The 14,810-nt window shown below is 61.8% G+C and carries 11 protein-coding genes and 1 pseudogene; 2 read left to right on the forward strand and 10 right to left on the reverse strand.

The genetic code is table 11. From position 1 onward, the window contains the following. Window positions 1-37: 37 nt before the first annotated feature. The 10 genes and pseudogenes from VF629_RS03720 to VF629_RS03765 all read right to left on the reverse strand — a co-directional run. Complete coding sequence (locus tag VF629_RS03720; RefSeq protein ID WP_331057109.1) at window positions 38-481, reverse strand: hypothetical protein; 444 nt, start codon at window positions 479-481, stop codon at window positions 38-40. Window positions 482-732: 251 nt separating this feature from the next. Then, window positions 733-891, reverse strand: a complete 159-nt coding sequence (locus VF629_RS03725) for a hypothetical protein (RefSeq protein WP_331057110.1) — start codon at window positions 889-891, stop codon at window positions 733-735. An 82-nt stretch (window positions 892-973) separates the two neighbouring features. Then, window positions 974-9,484 carry an Ig-like domain-containing protein gene (locus VF629_RS03730; RefSeq protein WP_331057111.1) on the reverse strand — a complete coding sequence of 2,837 codons (8,511 nt, stop codon included), beginning with the start codon at window positions 9,482-9,484 and terminating at the stop codon, window positions 974-976. 167 nt (window positions 9,485-9,651) lie between these two features. After that, window positions 9,652-10,029 carry a hypothetical protein gene (locus VF629_RS03735; protein ID WP_331057112.1) on the reverse strand — a complete coding sequence of 126 codons (378 nt, stop codon included), beginning with the start codon at window positions 10,027-10,029 and terminating at the stop codon, window positions 9,652-9,654. Between the two features lie 533 nt (window positions 10,030-10,562). Beyond that, window positions 10,563-10,691: a hypothetical protein gene (locus VF629_RS03740; RefSeq protein ID WP_331057113.1), complete on the reverse strand. Its 129-nt coding sequence runs from the start codon at window positions 10,689-10,691 to the stop codon at window positions 10,563-10,565. 60 nt (window positions 10,692-10,751) lie between these two features. Continuing rightward, window positions 10,752-10,967, reverse strand: a complete 216-nt coding sequence (locus VF629_RS03745) for a hypothetical protein (protein WP_331057114.1) — start codon at window positions 10,965-10,967, stop codon at window positions 10,752-10,754. A 327-nt stretch (window positions 10,968-11,294) separates the two neighbouring features. Then, window positions 11,295-11,510, reverse strand: coding sequence for a hypothetical protein (locus VF629_RS03750; RefSeq protein WP_331057115.1), 216 nt, complete (start codon window positions 11,508-11,510; stop codon window positions 11,295-11,297). Between the two features lie 14 nt (window positions 11,511-11,524). Continuing rightward, window positions 11,525-11,674: a hypothetical protein gene (locus tag VF629_RS03755; protein WP_331057116.1), complete on the reverse strand. Its 150-nt coding sequence runs from the start codon at window positions 11,672-11,674 to the stop codon at window positions 11,525-11,527. A gap of 39 nt (window positions 11,675-11,713) precedes the next feature. Continuing rightward, window positions 11,714-12,322 (reverse strand): TetR/AcrR family transcriptional regulator, encoded by a 609-nt coding sequence (locus tag VF629_RS03760; protein WP_331057117.1) that lies wholly within the window; start codon window positions 12,320-12,322, stop codon window positions 11,714-11,716. A 166-nt stretch (window positions 12,323-12,488) separates the two neighbouring features. Next, window positions 12,489-13,061 (reverse strand): annotated as a pseudogene (locus VF629_RS03765) (sigma-70 family RNA polymerase sigma factor); the annotation flags it as partial. 421 nt (window positions 13,062-13,482) lie between these two features. Between VF629_RS03765 and VF629_RS03770 the strand changes: the two are divergent. Together VF629_RS03770 and VF629_RS03775 are read left to right on the forward strand one after the other, a co-directional pair. After that, window positions 13,483-14,016: an SMI1/KNR4 family protein gene (locus tag VF629_RS03770; RefSeq protein WP_331057118.1), complete on the forward strand. Its 534-nt coding sequence runs from the start codon at window positions 13,483-13,485 to the stop codon at window positions 14,014-14,016. A 250-nt stretch (window positions 14,017-14,266) separates the two neighbouring features. Beyond that, a complete protein-coding gene (locus VF629_RS03775; RefSeq protein ID WP_331057119.1) occupies window positions 14,267-14,800 on the forward strand; it encodes an SMI1/KNR4 family protein in 534 nt (177 codons plus the stop codon). The last annotated feature ends 10 nt before the right edge of the window (window positions 14,801-14,810 follow it).

Genomic DNA, 14,810 nt, shown 5'->3' on the forward strand with positions numbered 1-14,810 from the left:
TGACCAGTTGTGGCCCCGCCACACTGGTCGTGTTCACTTACACGATCGAAAAGCAATCGAGATTATGGGGTGGGACCGCCGAACACCGGCGCCCGGCGGAGTACACCGCGGCGGCTTGCTGCCGGGGATTGCCCTGCTCGCGGTAGGCGGCTTTGACCCGGAAGGCCGAGGTCGTGGCCCGGGCGGCGGGGACCAGGTTCCACGGAGACGAGAGGACCAGGACCGTTCGCCCCTCCGGCAAGGAGACAAAGGGGGTCGCGTATTTGAGCGGAACGGCCTCCCGGCGGGGCTTCCGGTGGCGCACGTTTTCCCGCACCTCGTACCAGGAGTTGTCCGGGTGCAACTCCTCGAGACTGCATTTGTAGGGCAGGGGGCACGGGCACCGGGCGCGCAGCACCAGGCGCACATGATGCCGGGCGTCAGGGGTGGCAATTTCCAGTGCCAGGCACAGGCCCCGGCCAGCCAAGCCAACAGGGAGCAAACGAAAGCAGGAGTCATGGCCAGAGCAGGTGTAGCAGCGGGACAGAGGGTTCTGCTTTCCGGAAAAACGGCAGCGTTCCTGTGTTCAGCCAAACGGCACTGCGATAAACGCGCTCCCTTCAAATCAAGGAGGATTTATATTCAAGACATGAAATACCGCCTGTTTCTGCAGGCTGCCCTCATAGGGGTCTTAAGCGGCGGGGGCGTTGTTGTACGTGCATTGGGCACAGTGCCTGCCCTGGTGGTCACGCATTACAGCCACGGCATGGCCGACCAATGGGCGCCCAGGGAAATACTCTGGGCCGTGGCGTCGTGACGAACTGCCACATTTGTCGTCTTCACTTGGTTGCCGCAGGTGCGCGACGCCGCGTGGTTTTGGGGCAGCGCCCGGCCGAGGGTGCCCCAAAACAAAGTGCCCGGTTGTTTCTTTAGAAACAACCGGGCACTTTTCCGCCCCGCCAGTCTAGCTTAAACCGGCGAACCGCAAGCAAGCTTACTCTTTGATGAGGCGCTTCGTCAGGTTTATGGCTTTGCCATTACTCATCCCACGCACCAGCACCGTGTAGGTACCACTGGCGACGGTGCGCAGGTCCAGGGCCTGTGCGAATCCCGCATCGCGGCTGGTTTGCAGCACCACACGGCCCGTGGCATCGAGCACGCTCACCTGGTAGGTGCCAGCCGGTACCTGCGTCAAGTCCAGTTGGGTGACCGTCGTGGCCGGATTCGGGTATACGCCGATGGACGGCGTCAGGGCCACACCTTTTATAAAGCTGACGGTGCGTACGGGCGAGTAGGTGCCCGTGCCGTCCGTGTCCACTTGCTTGAGACGGTAGTAAACGGTCACGCCGTTGGCTTTCGGGCCGATGCCGGTGTCGAGTAGGGCGTAGGCCGTCGGGCTGGTTGTGCTGCCCTGGCCTTGCACCTGCCCAATCTTGACGAAGTCCGCGCCGTTGAGGCTGCGCTCCACCTCGAAATGGTCATTGTTCTTCTCCGAGGCTGTAGTCCAGGCCAGCGAAGCGTCCACGTTTTTCACGGCGGTAGCGGTAAACGCCGTAAGCTCCACCGGCAGCGGGTTCTGGCCGAGCACCAAACTCACCGTTTGCGTAGTGATGCCGCCAAACAAGTCGACTGTGGTCACACTGACCGGAATAGCCTGGCCGGTGCGGGGCAGCAAGGTGCGGTCCACTACCGTGAACAAGCCAGTGCTGGACGTGTAGCGGATGCCTTTGCCAGCCAGCAAGGTCGAGTCGGCCACGCTAATCTTGCCCATGCGGATGCCGTTGTTTACCGTGCCTATGGCCGTGGTCCCATCGAGGTTGTAGATGAGGCCGGCCGTGTTATAAGCCGCGCCGTTGGGGTCGATGCCGTAGGCCAGCACGTTGCCGTTCTGGTACTGGTTGGCATTGCCGCCCTTCACCGGCGTTGTCTTGTAAGCGAACTGCACATCCGTAGCCACCGGAATGGTGTAGAGGGCCGCCGCACTCACCGCACCGAGGTTATCAGTAGCGGTGTAGATGAACAGCACGTTGCCGGCGTAGGTCGTGGCCGGGTCGAAGCGCAGGGTATTGGCCTGGGCCGGGGTCAGGCTCTGGCCGATGGGCAGGGCGACGAAGCTACCGCTGGTGCCGTCGACGTTGTTGTTGTAGTAGAGCACGCCCTGGCTGCTGGCCGGCAGGCTGCCGGTGAGTTGATAGGTAGCCACTGTACCGTCGGCATCGGTAGCCGCCAGGGGCGAGATGCGCAGTTGGCCGGCCGTGTTGCCTTCCGGCGCTTGCAGGCTGTTCACGACGTTCTGGGCCACGGGCACCTGGTTGGCGCGGGTGGTGGTGGCGCTGGAGACGTTGTTGGCCGGGTTGGTCTCCGTGGTGGTCGTGCTGGCCGTGGCCGTCACCGCGAATGTGGTACCCGGCGCGCCGCTCGGGGAGGTGAAGCTGATGGTGTTGGTCACTGCACCGTTGGCACCGGGCTGCTGGCTGGGCACCACCGGCAGGGTCACGCCGGTGCCGTTGTAGGTCTGGGCCGCGCCGCCGTTCACCGAGTAGCTGGCGCCGCTGGGGATGGGCAGCACCACGGTGGTCGTGGCGCTGGCCGCCGGCGTCGCGCCGTTGTTGGTCGTGGTGATGGCGTAGGCCACCTGGCCGCCCGCGGCCGGCGCCGAAGCCGGGCCGCTGATGTTGGTCACCAGGTCGGCGGCCGACGTCACGGTCACGTTTAGGGTCTGCTGATTGTTAGCCGGAGCAGGGTCGCTGGTGGCCGAAGCCACGCTGCCCGTCGCCACCAAGGGCCCGGTGCCGGGGGCCGTCAGGGTCACGGTGTAGGTCAGGGCCGCGTAGCCGGCGGCGTCGCTGGCCAGGAGCGTGTTCACGACGGGGAAAATCACCTGGCCCGTGTTCGCGTTGTAGGTCGCGCCGCTGGGGAAGGTTACCACCCCGGTGCCGCTGTTGTAGTTGCCCGTCTGGCCGCTCACCTGCAGGGTGGTCACGTTCAGCCCGGCCGGCAGGGCCAGCACGGGGCGGATGTTCGCGGCCACGTCCGAAGTCGAGGTCGGGCCATTGGCAATGGTCAGGGTGAGGGTCACCGGCGAGCCGGCTGCTACCGAGCCCGTCGGGCCCACCGAGCTGGTGACAGTGGCGCTCAGGTCGGCCACCTGGTCGGTGGGCGTAGCCGAGGTCGTGGTGAAGCTCACGCGATTGTTGTCCACGTTGCGGTCCACGGCCCCGCCGCTCACGGCCGAGGTGCCAAGGGCCGTTACCTGGGCCACATCGGGCATGGTGAACGACACGCTGTTGGTCACGGCCGCACCGCTGGCCAGGTTGCTGATGCTGGCGAAGGTCACGAGGCCCGACGTGCTGTTGTAGTTGGCGCCGGTGGGCACCACCACGTTGGTCAGGTTGGCGGGCAGCTGCAGGGCGGGCACCACGGTGGCGGCCACGCTAGGCCCGTCGTTGAGTGTGGTGACCGACAAGGTCATCGGGCTGAACACCAGCACCGAGGCCGGGCCGCTTACCAGCGTCCGCACGTCCACCGAAGGCGTGACGGTCGTCGTGGCCGTGGCGGAGTTGTTTGCCAATACCGCGTCCGGCGTGGTGCTGCTCACGGCCGCGGTGGCCGAGAAGCTGGCCACCCCCGACGGGGCCACGAACGTAATGCTGTTGGTGGTGGTGCTGCCCGCCGCCGCGTTAGCGATGGTGGGCAGGGTCAGCATCCCCGTCAGCACACTGTAGGTAGCACCGCCCGTGAAGGTGATGACGCCCGCACTCAGCGTGCCGGTCGAGCCGTTCAGCTGCAGGGTGATTACTGACAGGCCGCCGGGCAGGGCCACGGTCTGCACCACGTTCTGGGCCGAAGCGGCCCCGCTGTTGGTGGTCGTCACGGCGTAGTTTACCGACTGGCCGGCCAGGGCCAAAGCCGGACCCGCGATGCTCGTGCCCACGTTTGCCGAGGGCAGGATTTCCACCTTCGTGCTGGCGAAGTTGTCGGCCGGCACGGGGTCGGTGGTCTGGGTGCTGCTCACGTTGGCCGCCACCAGCACCGGGCCCACGGCGGGGGCCGTGAAGGTGAGGGCGTAGCTCTGGGTGCCCGCCGAAGCCAGGGTAGCAGCTATGCCGTTGAGAGTCACGATGCCCGTGGTCGAGTTGTAGCTCGCCCCGGTGGGCAGGGGGCTGGTGATGACCGTGCCGGGCGTCAGGCTCAGCTGGTACGCCACACCGGCGGCGGTGTTCGGGCCGTTGTTCTTGAAAGTCACGTTCACCGTCACGGCCGCGCCGGGAGCGACGCTGCTGGCCGATGTCGTGAGGGTCGCCACGCTCAGGTTGGCCTGGTCGGCGTTGGCCGGAGCCGTGGTGGTCGTGGCCCCGTTGGGCACGCCGTTCAGGCCGGCGGTGTTGTTGGCAACGAGGGTTTCACCGGCGCCGTTCGTGTTCGGAGTCAGCGTGGCCACTGGGGTGATGGCGGCGCCGCTGGCCGGGGCCACGAAGCTGATGGTGTTCGACAGGGCTTGGCTACTGGCGAAGCTGGCCACCGGCGGGAATATCACGCCGCCCGCGGCCAGGGTGTAGGCCGCAGCGCCCCCGCCGGGGTTGGTGGTCGTGAAGCTGCCGTTCACATAGTACAAGGTTTGGGTAGCAGCGGTGGCGTTGTAGTAGCCGCCGTTGCTCACAAATGCCTGGGTGAGGCCGGTGGGCAAGCCGGTTACGGTCTGCACCGCGTTCGGGGCGATGCTCGGGCCGTTGTTGGCCGAGGTTACCGTGTAGGTAGCCAGCGTGCCCTGCACGGCCGTGTTCGGGCCGTTGAGGGTGGTCACCAAGTCGAAGCGCGGGTTCACGGCGATGGTCGTGCTGGCCGCGTTGTTGGCCGGGTTGGTGTCGCTGTTGTCGGCGCTGGTCACGTTAGCCGTGGCCGTGAAGGGGCCGTTGGCCGGGGCGTTGAAGCTCACCGTGTAGGCCACGTTGCCGGTGGCGCCGGTGGCCTGCGAGGCAATGACCGGGAAGGTCACCAGGCCGGTGGTGCTGTTGTAGCTGGGCGTGCTGCCCGCAACGAGCGTGGCACCCGCGCCCACCGTGGGCGTACCGAACGCTACGTTGGTGAGGCCGGCCGGCAGCTGCACGGTCTGGGTCACGTTGGTGGCGGTGCCCGCCGGGCCGTTATTGCTGGCCGTGACGGTCAGGGTTTCGGTCGCGCCGGCGTTTACCGTAGTGGCGCTGGCGGCGATGGCCGTGGCCAGGTCAACCGGCGGCGGGCCCACCGTCACCGAGATGGTGCCGGGGTTGGAGGTAGCGGCCAAGGGGTTGTTGTCCTTCACCGTGTAGGTGGTCACGGCCGTGCCGGTGAAGCCCGTGGTGGGCGCAAAGGTCACGTTGCCGCTGCCGTCCACCGAGAAGGTGCCGCCCGTGACGCTGACGCTCGTCGCGCCGTTCGCGAACAGGAAGGTGCCGGGCACCACCGCGCCGTCGCCGTCGGTGTCGTTGGCCGTGGCGCTGAAGGTGATGGTTGTGTTGCGCGGCGTGGTGCGCAGGTCGTTGTTGGCAATCGGGGCAAGGTTGCAGGTACCGAAGTACACGTCGTCGATGCCGAAGTCGTTGCCGCTGGCGATTGTGCTCAGGTTGCGGATTTCAAACGTGGCCGTCGTGTTCGAGCCCGAATACCAGATGTCGGAAACCTCTATCCAGCGGTCAGGAGATTCGTTGATGAGGCGCGTGCCCGAGGTGCTTTCCCCGTTGATGACGAAGCCGATTTCGGGCTTGCCGGTATTGCGGGTCGGGTCCAACAGGTTGTTCAGGAAGGCCGAGAAGGTATAGTAGCGGTTCGGCTGCACGGCCACGGTCTGGCTGTAGATGCGGGCCACGCTGGGCGCCCCGTTCAGCATCAGGAACTGGTCGTTGGGGTTGGTGGCGCTGCTGTTGCCCCGGGCGAAGAAGGCCAGGTGGTAGTCGGTGGCATTGGCGTCCACGGCGTAGTTAAACGTCGGGTACAGCCCGTTACCGTTCATCACCAGCGGGTTGGGCTTGGTCACGAAGGTGTAGTCGGTTACGAAGCCCGTGTTGCCCTGGTTGAAATCGGCGTTGGCCAGCAGGTTGGGGCCGGTGCCGGAAGTACAGGCCGTGCCGGGGTCGTACACCCGCAGCGTGACCAGCGCGGTGACACAGGTGATGGTGCCCGAAGTGCTGCACACCTGGTAGGCAAAGGCATCGGAGCCAATGTAGCCCGCGTTCGGGGTGTAGGTGTAGGCCCCGCTGGCGTCCACGGTTACCGTGCCGTGCGCGGTGGTCGCCGTCCCGCCGCTGTACGTGGTGGTGGTGCCCCCCGCCGTGGCGGTGCCCGCCAGGGCCACGGCCAGGCCGGTGTTGTCGGGGTTGTAGTCGTTAAGCAGCACGTTGCCCGTCTTGGCCGTGTTCAGCGGCACCGTGTTCGAGTCGTTGCTGGCCGAAATGCCGCCGCTGCTCAGCGGAATGGTGAACACGGCCGGGCCCTGCACCGGGGTGCCGCCGTTGGTGGCCGTGGTGCTGGTATTGCCCTCGTTGTCGGTGGCCGTGTACGTGAAGGTCACGTTGCCAGCAGAGGCCCCGGTGGGGTCGAAGCGCAGGCTGCCGGCTTGGGCCGGGGTCAGGGTCAGCGGAACCGTCACGAGCTGGTAGGTGCCGCTGACGCCATCGGCGTTGGTGTTGTAGAACAGCGTGCCCGCCGAGCCCGCCGGTACGCTCGTGATGGTGTAGTTGGCCACGGTGCCGTCCGCGTCGGTGGCGCTCAGGGCCGAGAGCGTCGTCGGGCCGGCGGTGCTCGAAATGGCCGGGTTGGTCACATAAGCCGGCACCGGGGCAAACTTCACCGGGGCGTTGCCCGAAAACTCCGAGGTGCTGTTGCCTAGGGTAGCCGTGCTGGTGAGCACTGTGCCCACCGCGATGCCGGTGAGCGGAATCGTGAAGGTGAACAGGTTGGTGTTATCCGTGCCCTGGTTCAGGCCGTTCACGGTAGCGCCACCCACCCCGTAGCTGCCCGTGCCGCTGTTCGTGTCAGTGCCGGCGAGGCCTTCCGTAAAGCTGCCCAGGTAAGCAGAGCCCTGCCCGAAGCCTTTGTTCGTATTCGTGGGGTCAGTGGTGAGCGGCGTAGCCAGGAACAATTCAATCAACGAACCGGGCCGGGCATAGCCCGTCACGACCAGGTTCGTGCCAACAAGGGTTGACGAGGTGATAACCGGGAAGTTCAACAAGCCATTGCCACCCGTGGCGGCTTCCCCGTTGTCGTTCAGGGTCACGTTCGGGGTAGTGCCCGTGTTGCCGTTCCAGAAAGGGGTGCCGGGGGCCGTGCTACCTAGGTTGGTTTCGCCCGTGGTAAGCAGGTCGATGCCCAAACGGGTATTGCCGCTCATCGCGTTCTGGGAAATAGTTACTCTATTGGCCGTGCCCAGCAGGAGCACGCCCGAACCGTTGTTGCCGGTCAGGACGTTATTGGCGATAGTGGTGGTGTTGGTGGCGCCAAACACGCGCAGGCCCGAGCCTTCTTCGCCCGTGTTGGTGGCCACGCCCACGCCGTTGTTGCTGATGGTGTTGCCGGTAATGGTATTGCCGCCAATGGTGTTGCCGAACGTGTCGATGCCGTGGCCGAGGTTGGCCGTAATCAGGTTGCCCGATACGGTGTTGTTCGTGCTGGCGCCTTGCAGCTCTATCCCGTCGAATACCAGACGCTCGCCATTGCCCGCGTTGCGCAACAGGCCATTGCCCCGGATTTCGTTGCCCGTGATGCTGTTGCCGTTGGAGCCGTTGCCGTTGGTTAGTACCCAGATGCCCATGCTGCCGTTGAAGCCGATGAGGTTGTTGGTGACAAAGCCGTTGTCCGAGTCATTCAGGTTAATTCCCTCGTTCTGCGTACGGATACCCGCGCCGGGGTCGGTGAAGCTGACGGCCGAAGCCCCAATGACGTTCTGCTCAATGCGGGTGCCCGTGCTATTCACGCCCCCGAAAATGCTCGTATTGAAGCCGTAGATACTCAAGCCACGCACGGTGGTATTGTTGGTATTGTTGGTATTGTTGGTATTGTCTGCAATGGTGATGCCGTTGATATTGTTTACGCCTTTCACCTGCACTTCGGGGCCATTGAACTGCGCCAGGGCCGTGCTGCTGGTGCCTACCGTGCCACCCGTGCCCAGGGGCACATTGTTGGTATTGCCAATGTTGAAGGTCTGGGTGGTGCCGTCGATGCTGGTGTTAGCGCCCGTAATATTCGGCAGCACCGTTGTGATGTTGATGTTCGCCACGTTGCTGGTAATACCATTGGCCGTGCTGGTGGTGAGGCCGCTAGGAAGGCCGGCCCGCTGGCCGGCTACCGCCGCACCCGAGGGAATCATGAAGATGCTCGTTTCCTTGCCGGCGACCAAAGCACCCGCGCTGTTGCTGCCGCTCTGCGCCAGTAAATTCTCGTCGCCCAAGGCGTTGGCATTGGCGATAAACTGCCGCAGCGAGCCCTGGCCCGTGTTGTTGGTATTCACCACCGTATCGAAGTTGTAGCCAAAGTCGGCGGTCGTAGGGGCCGTACCGGTCACCGTCACGGCCTGGATGCTCTGGGGTGCCGCGGTGGTCGTGACCAGGCTGGCAAGCGTGGGGGATATCGTGAAGGCACCGGTGGTGTACTGCGTGAAGCCAAGGCCAGCGACGGGAGCAGAGGGCGCGAAGCTGGCCAGCACCTGGATGCCGTTCACCAATACTCGCACCGTTTGGTTGGCGGTATTGTTACCGTTGCGCTGCGAGGCCCGGAACCGGATGGTGTACGTGCCAGCGGGCAAGGTGATGCCCTGTTCCAGCGTCGGCTGAGCATTACTAAGCGTTTGCAGCAAAGCAACCTGGTCACCTTGCCCGGTCAGCGGGGATGCAGGCACGTTGAAATTACTGCCCGTAGCGGCAATGCCTGAGCGGGCATTGAACGTCCAGGAAGCATTGGTAGGACTGACACCGGTCGGGCCATAGCTGAAGCTTGCTCCCGCGTTGCCCAGGTCGGGTGTTTCAAAGCTGTTGTTAGCGGCACCGGTCACAACGTTGCCGCCGCTGTTGAGTACCTCCACCAGGTCCACAAAGGCCGTATTGTCGCCGTTTGCCGTGCCGCCCTCGAAGCGCAGCAGCGCCGGGCCGGTGCCGATGCCGTTGCTGGGGGCTGCCGCGCCCACGTCCGTTTTGGCAGGGGCTTCGCCGCCCACGCGGGTGGTGGTGCCGTTGTACGTCTGCACCGGTATCAGGGCCGCCGTCGCCCCCGTGCGCGAGGACGTAACGGTCGAGTTTACCACCCGCACGGTGTAGTTGCCGGCCGCTAACCCGGGGAAATTGTATACGCCTGACGCGTTGGTGGTGGTGCTTGTTATGTAATTGCCGGTGGCATTGTATAGCTCCACCGTGGCACCGGGGCGGGCCACGCCGCCGCTGCCCGCCAGGTTGCGGCCAGCGCCGCCGCCGTAGTTTACGTCCTCAAACACGGTACCGGTAATGCTTTGCGCTTGTATCCCTGCACTGTGCAGCAGCAACAACAGCAAGGAACCGATGGCCAGCCTGAATCGGCCAGAACAACTGGCGGCAAGTACGCCCTGCGCCTGGCTAACGTTAAGGATGGCTCTCGTCCGGTTGGCTGGCTGATGCGGCTTGGCTGCGCCCGCCCCCCAAAATCGTAGCATTGTGTTCATACTTAAATTGACTAAAAAAGAATTGAGAAAGAGTTAGCATTCGTGGCATTGGGCTCCGAACGCATTTCCAGCAGTTCGGCGCGGCTAGCGCTACTATAAATCGTCATGGTACCAGTGGAGAGCTGGTCGTCGGCCCCAACGGCCAGTCCGGTGCCAGTGGCCGCACCTGCGCTGATGCTGGTAGTCCCGGCCTTGGCTGTGGCCGGATAGTAGGTGTTAAAATTCGCCGAGATGATACCTGCGCCGTCATCGCCCGGCGTAGCGCCTATTTGGGCCTGGGCTGCCGGGCCAAAGGCCAGCAACGCCCCTAGCAGCGCTAGGAGCCAATAAACCGGCCAGGGCGGGTAACTACCCTCTTCCCCCTGTGGGGTTTGTAATAGTGCGTTCATAATTGATTAGCTAAAAGGAATGACGAGCATCACTGATGGAAATATTTTTAAAGGGCATCGTGCGTCCGACGCACAGCTAAAATAGCGTTGCTGAACAACGATTAAATATGAATTTACTTTGAACACAAACGCGTATATGTCTAGCCTACTGAAAGAACAAATTAACGGAATAATTTATACAAAAGAACTAAAAACCAGTTAAACAGCGACTTTTAGCCCTCTAATTACGACAATTCTCAGTTGAGAGGATTTTATAAAGCCGCTTTTTTTATTTACGATTTTGCACTTTTAACATTTAATATATAAGAAAGCTAGGCGAAGAAATTTCTTTTATATCATAAGGTCGTACCCACAGAGAAGGCTTCCCCAGCCCTTACTGCGTGCTTCTTGCCCCTACCCCCAGAAGCTGAGCTGCCCCTTTGCTACCGCTCCAATCAGTACCGCCACCTGCTCCGGGGTTAGCGTAGCTCCAGCCGAGCGCCGGGCGTGGCGGGCAGTTCGAAGATGACGCTGCCGGGGCCGTTCCCCCTCGATTAATGGCGCGCGTAGGTAGTGCCGTTGAGCACCGGCGTGTGCGTATGGCCTTTGAAAGCGAACATCACGGGCTGGTTGGCGCTCAGGTGCCCGCCCTCGGGCTGGCGGCAGAGGGCGGCCGTGGCCAAGCAGCAGGCTGCTTAGCTCCGCCCTTGCGTGCTCACCAGGGGCATAGTCGGCCTGCGCCGTCATGTCGTCGTGGGTGGCCATGCCCGGGCCGGTACTGGAGAAGATACATAGTCCTGCCGGCCGTTGGTGGTTTCCACGTTCGGCCCCACGAACTCATCCGCCCCTCTGGCCTGGAAGCCACTAGTGGCCTTGACGCTGCGCGGCGCATCCGTGGCCGACGACTCGTATACGAGGGCGAAGGGCCGCGGCCAGGCCTGGCCGCGCGGGTGTGCCACATTCGTGGGCAGCGGCAGTGAGGTGGTCTAGAAATGGTGGACAGAAGTCGGACGTATATTTCTTCTGTTAAGGCAGCAAAAACCAGTAGGGCGTCGCCCGACAAATGGCATAAATACGACGAAGCATTTAATGCCTATGCCTGGCCAGCGATAGCAGCAAGGGTAAGCAAAGCCTTTGCCCATTGCGTGCTCTAGGGGTCGCGCGTTCATTCAAAGAAGGTATTGAAGTTAGCCAACGCGTCGGAGCGAATTATGTGGCCTGGCAGCTGGCGAGCCGGCCGATGGCTAGCCGCCCCATGTACGCGCCAGTAGGTGCCGGAAAGGCGTTCAGGGCACATTGGCGTTGGCCGGATTGGGGTGAGCCGTCCGGGACTTCCGCTGGTCGCGGTGGACGACGTATGTGATGAGTAAAAGCGAGAAATAAGGCAGCGCGAACCCGACGCCGAACCAGCGCCAAAAGGAGCGCCCGTTTCCGTGCGCCATGTAGCCCGTAATCAGGGGCATGAACAGGACGGGGGTCAGCAGGACAATGACGAATTCCATGGGCTGAAGCGGGATTATTGCCCCCCCACTGGGGTGGCGTGGGTCGAGGAACAATCGGATTGGGCCGGCCGCAGCACGCCGTGCCACGGCTCGTTGCGCCTCGCCCGCGTCACCTGCTCACCCAGCCAACGCAGGCAGGCGGCCCCTTTCTTTTTCTTATCCATGCGATTTAACTATTTGGTTAATGAATGAGCAAAAAAACATCAGGCCCGAATGGCCCGGATGACAAACTCGGCCACTTCGGTGCGCCGGTGTTCCATCGCGCGGTTGAAGTCCTCGTCGCTGAGCCCCAACCCCACCTGAATGATGGGCTTGCCCAGGAACGGAAAGATGACCAGGGACATGACGTTCATGAACAGTTGCGCGGGGGCGATGGGGTGAATGCGTCCCTGCGCCGCGGCTTCTTCCACTTGGCGGCGGAACTTGTCGAGGCGGGGGCGCTCCTGCTCCGCCACGGCCCGGAAGAAAAACCGCGGGTTGCGGTTCATTTCGTTCACGAGGAACAGGGGCAGGAAGCTGTTGCGGCTGACGAAGGTCAGGTAGTGGTCCACCACGAGGCGGATTTTGTCAAATAGCTCGACGTCGGTATCGAGCACGGCCATCACACGCGGCAGAATCACGCCGATGGCCCGCTCGATAATCAGCGCCGAGAGCTTCTCCTTGCTGCGGAAATAGTAGTGCAGCAGGGCTTTGTTGATGCCGGCGCGGTCGGCAATCTCTTGCATCCGGGCCCCGGCCAAGCCCTTTTCCAGAAACACGGCTTGCGCGGCATCCAGAATCAGTTCTTCGGTGGAGCGTTTCGGCAGGTCCATTGTACAGACAGTTTAACTACTTGGTTAAATTTACGCAAAGATGCACTAAAAATCCATTACGACTAGCTGTTCAAAACGGTCGTGCCGTGAACTCGCTTCCTTTGGGGAAAGAAGTGAAAGCGACTTTTAAACCAACCTTTTACCCACCTGGGTTAGACCACAGCCGCTAGCCCAAGTAGGGCATTAACGCTCTCGAGCGGGTGGTGTGCTGGAGGCGACGAATGGCCTTTTCCTTAATCTGCCGCACCCGCTCGCGGGTCAAGGCGAATTGCTCGCCAATTTCCTCCAGCGTCCGCGCCGCGTGTCCGTTCAGCCCGAAATGGAGGGTAATGACGTCCGCCTCGCGCAGGGTCAGGGTCGAGAGGGCCCGCTGGACCTCCCGGCGCAGGGAGTCGTGCAGCAAGCCGGCATCGGGGCTCTCGCCGTCCTCGTTCGCCATGACGTCAAGTAAGCCGTTTTCCTCGCCCTGCACAAAGGGCGCATCAATGGAAACATGGCGGCCCGAGAGCCTCAGCGTGTCCGCCACCTCGGCCGTGCTCAGTTCCAGCACCTCGGCAATCTCGTCGGGCGAGGGCTCGCGCTCGAATTGTTGCTCCAGTTCGGCGAACGAGCGGCTGATTTTGTTGAGCGACCCGACCCGGTTCAGGGGCAGGCGCACGATGCGGCTCTGCTCGGCCAGGGCCTGCAGGATGCTCTGGCGAATCCACCACACGGCGTAGGAGATGAACTTAAACCCCTTATGATGCGCAGAAAAGCTACAACATCACGGGCACGCGCAAGGGTTTTCCGAGCATTCCGCTAACCTTAAACGCCGAGCCTACTTTTGCTGGCACTGCTCATATGTACCCACCAAGGCCGCCTCACAAGAATGTGGTGGTAATTGACATGGTGGGCAACCGGGATGGCGATTTTTTGCGGGCGAACCGAGAAGCGGGATTACTTAATGTAGTCAAAGCGCAAGGTTTGGCTAATCACAAGCCACCGGAGGGCTATACGTGGCACCATCGAGACGATTTCAAACCCAATCCGAACCCGCCCCCCTTGGGGGTACGTGTACAATGGAGTTGGTTGACGAAGTGGCGCATCGACGCACCTTCGTGCATTTTGGTGCCTGCGACCAGTGCAATAAACACGTGGGCAAAAAGCTTTACACTTGATTTATGAACACTCCTTCTTTTGTTCGCGCCAAAGAACAAATTACTTCGGCCGATGTGGCGGAAATTGAGCAACAGTTCGGCTTTGAACTGCCGGTGGATTACACCGCCCATATGTTGCGTGTCAATGGGGGCTACCCGCAGGCCGACCGGTTTGTAACGACTGGCACCACCGGAGAAACCAGCACGTATCGGGTGAATAGATTTTACTCGATAAAGTATGGCGGTAGTGGCGCACTGCAAACCGCGTTAGAGGACCTTCGGGACCAAATTCATCCGGACTTGGTCCCGTTTGCTGACGAGGCGGGCGGGGACCAATTTTGTCTATCCGTTGGACCGGAGGATTACGGAGCAGTGTACTACATCAGCCATGAATCGTATGTCCCCCCATTCGGAGAAGAGATTTATGATGAGGCAACAGATGAGTATGTGGACGCTCCTCTTCCCGCACCGCGTCAATACGGGGAAGGCGTCTATTTCTTGGCCCCTTCGTTCACGTCCTTTCTTGACGGATTGGTGGATGCACCAAGCCAAGTATAAACTGTTTTACCCAGTATTGGCATAGCCATCGACAATGACTGGGGCTTTTCTATACGTTCCCATTGAAGTTGCATGAACCCATTAACGGAAGAGGCGGCCTTGGATGGGGCCGCCTCTTGCGTTGTGCCCCTTATGGCACATGCACGATGGAATTAGTCAAAACCCAAGCGCATAAAGACACTTTCGTGCATTTCGGGTCTTGCGACCAATGCAACCAGCATTTTGCCCAACCTCTTTACGTGTAACCACCATGGCGCCTAACCCTTTTATCGGTACTGAACAGCCGGCTACTTTGGCCGATATCCAGGCTATTGAATCAGCGTATGGGTTTACGCTACCTGCTGACTACAAAGCCCATGTTTTGCGGCACAATGGCGGCTGGCCCACCCGCACCGTGTTTGTGCAGCAAATGCAGGATGGGCGGCAAGTGGAGCGTAACATCAGCAGCTTTGACGCGGTTAAGCACGGTGAAACCACGTTGGAAAGCAGTATTCGTTCGTTGCGCAGCGAATTTCATGATGACCTGGTCCCATTTGCCAACGAGGGGGGAGGCGATGTGTTCGTGCTGAGCATTGGCCCGGAGGACTACGGCAGCGTACATTACATCGCGCACGAATTTTACGTGCCTCCGTTTTCGGATGACGATTACGACGATGAAACCGATACGGTAAACCCTTTAGCGCCGCGTCAGTACGGGGAAGGAGTGCATTTTCTTGCTCCTTCCTTCACGGCATTTCTCGATGGGTTGGTCGAAGGCACCTCCTACGATGAGGACGATGAATAGCCGCGCTGTC

This window comes from Hymenobacter sp., assembly GCF_036388155.1.
GTDB lineage: Bacteria > Bacteroidota > Bacteroidia > Cytophagales > Hymenobacteraceae > Hymenobacter.

Excerpts from the sequence above, each read along its gene's own strand:
- VF629_RS03750 (WP_331057115.1), bottom strand. The coding sequence starts at position 11,510 with ATGGAATTCGTCATTGTCCTGCTGACCCCCGTCCTGTTCATGCCCCTG.
- VF629_RS03755 (WP_331057116.1), bottom strand. The coding sequence starts at position 11,674 with ATGGATAAGAAAAAGAAAGGGGCCGCCTGCCTGCGTTGGCTGGGTGAG.
- VF629_RS03735 (WP_331057112.1), bottom strand. The coding sequence starts at position 10,029 with ATGAACGCACTATTACAAACCCCACAGGGGGAAGAGGGTAGTTACCCG.
- VF629_RS03770 (WP_331057118.1), top strand. The coding sequence starts at position 13,483 with ATGAACACTCCTTCTTTTGTTCGCGCCAAAGAACAAATTACTTCGGCC.
- VF629_RS03775 (WP_331057119.1), top strand. The coding sequence starts at position 14,267 with ATGGCGCCTAACCCTTTTATCGGTACTGAACAGCCGGCTACTTTGGCC.
- VF629_RS03760 (WP_331057117.1), bottom strand. The coding sequence starts at position 12,322 with ATGGACCTGCCGAAACGCTCCACCGAAGAACTGATTCTGGATGCCGCG.